Genomic DNA, 1904 nt, shown 5'->3' with positions numbered 1-1904 from the left:
GAAGGCGAACATGACACACGCCGCATTCAGGAAATAGTCTTCGCCGCAAAAACGATAGATAACATTGTACCTCGCCTTGTGCCAGGCGCCCTCGTCGTTACGCCTTCAGATCGGAGTGACGCGATCATGGCCGCATGTATGGCAAGCCTCACTGGAACGCCGTTAGCAGGCATTTTATTGACGAGTGACTCTGCGATCAATGAGCGCATTCATGCGCTCTGTGGGCCCGCACTCAGAGCAGGCCTGCCTCTGCTCTCTACCGAACTTGATACCTTTGCTGCAGCCGCTGCGCTCGCAAACCTTAATCGCGTTGTACAGAGCGATGATGAGCCACGCATGCAGCGCGTGGTGAGCATGGTTTCAGAATATCTCGATCTGGACTGGCTCGAACACCTTTGCGAGAAAGAACGTAAAACACGTCTTTCTCCACCCGCTTTTCGTCATATGCTTACTGTGAATGCGCGCTCAGCAAACAGGCGTATCGTTTTACCAGAAGGGAATGAACCTCGGACCGTTGCGGCGGCGATTGCGTGCCAAGAAAGGGGGATTGCAGACTGCGTCATGATTGGCGATCCAGTCGAGATTGAGGCGGTCGCTCAAGCACAAGGCTTAAAGCTCCATGAAGATATTCAGGTGATCAACCCAGACGATGTTCGAGAGCGTTATGTTGCAAGCATGGTTGAGCTTCGAAAACATAAAGGGCTCGCACCAGATATGGCTCGCTCGTTACTTGAAGATAACGTTGTTCTTGCGACCATGATGGTCGCGCTTGACGAGGTTGATGGACTGGTCTCCGGCGCTGTTCACACCACGGCGAACACCGTTCGACCAGCCCTACAGCTCATCAAAACGAGCCCTGGCGCGAAAGTAGTGTCGTCGATCTTCTTTATGTGCCTACCCGAGCAAGTTCTGGTTTATGGTGACTGTGCAATCAATCCTGAACCGAACGCAGAAGAGCTTGCAGATATCGCGATTCAAAGCGCAGATTCTGCCCGCGCTTTTGGTATAGAGCCCAAAGTCGCCATGATTAGTTACAGCACTGGGTCTAGCGGCAGCGGCGCTGATGTTGAAAAGGTTCGTGCAGCAACCATTATTGCCCAAAAAGCACGACCAGATTTGATTATAGACGGCCCCTTGCAGTATGACGCCGCGGCAATTGAAAGCGTTGCTGCCAAGAAGGCACCAGATAGCCCTGTCGCAGGCCAGGCGACAGTCTTCATCTTTCCTGATCTCAATACCGGAAACACCACCTATAAAGCAGTGCAACGAAGTGCCAATGTGGTAAGTATGGGCCCCATGCTTCAAGGCCTGAACAAACCCGTAAACGACTTGTCTCGGGGAGCCCTTGTCGACGACATCATCTACACTATTGCGCTGACCGCTATACAAGCTCAGCAGGTCGACGACGAAAAAAAGGCCGCACTGAAAGATAACTAGAATTTAAACTCAGCGACAAGCATGGGGTGATCTGAAAAAGACTGCATATCAAGCGTAAACGCTTGTTTGCAGCGCACCCCCTTGAACAGAATGTGATCGATCATGTAGCGCCTGTTTTCAGTGATGTCATATCGCTCGCAAGCCGTCAGAACGTTACTACTCTGCGTTTCTTTTTCTAACGTCTTTAGCACCGGAGACGAACGATAGTCGTTAAAATCCCCAAGCAAGACTACGGCATCGACATTCTCAAAACTGTTATGTGCCTTTACGATTGCATGCGCCTGCATCATGCGTTTGGCAGATTTCTTCGGCGAGTCATTGCGCTTTGATAACAAATGCGCAGTCACGAAACCGACCTTTCGCGCGTCAATTTCAAGAATAATGCCCAACACTTTTGACAGTCTTTTCGGCTTATAGCCTTCAACCATGCCCGACGGGAACCCAAAGTCTGTAATCAAAACAGGCTT

The 1904-nt window shown here is 50.9% G+C and carries 2 protein-coding genes; one reads left to right on the top strand and one right to left on the bottom strand.

Translation table 11 applies throughout. The features are described from left to right. Positions 1-1437: phosphate acetyltransferase (gene pta / locus A3750_RS11740; RefSeq protein WP_068548289.1), on the top strand; the 1437-nt coding region annotated here is incomplete at its 5' end. Here the strand turns inward: pta and A3750_RS26120 are convergent. Further along, on the bottom strand, positions 1434-1904 hold a 471-nt coding region (locus A3750_RS26120; protein WP_197475008.1), incomplete at its 5' end, for a hypothetical protein. The two genes, pta and A3750_RS26120, sit on opposite strands and share 4 nt — an antisense overlap.

The sequence above is a fragment of the Oleiphilus sp. HI0079 genome (genome assembly GCF_001635105.1).
This window is presented reverse-complemented; position numbering and strand designations above follow the sequence as displayed.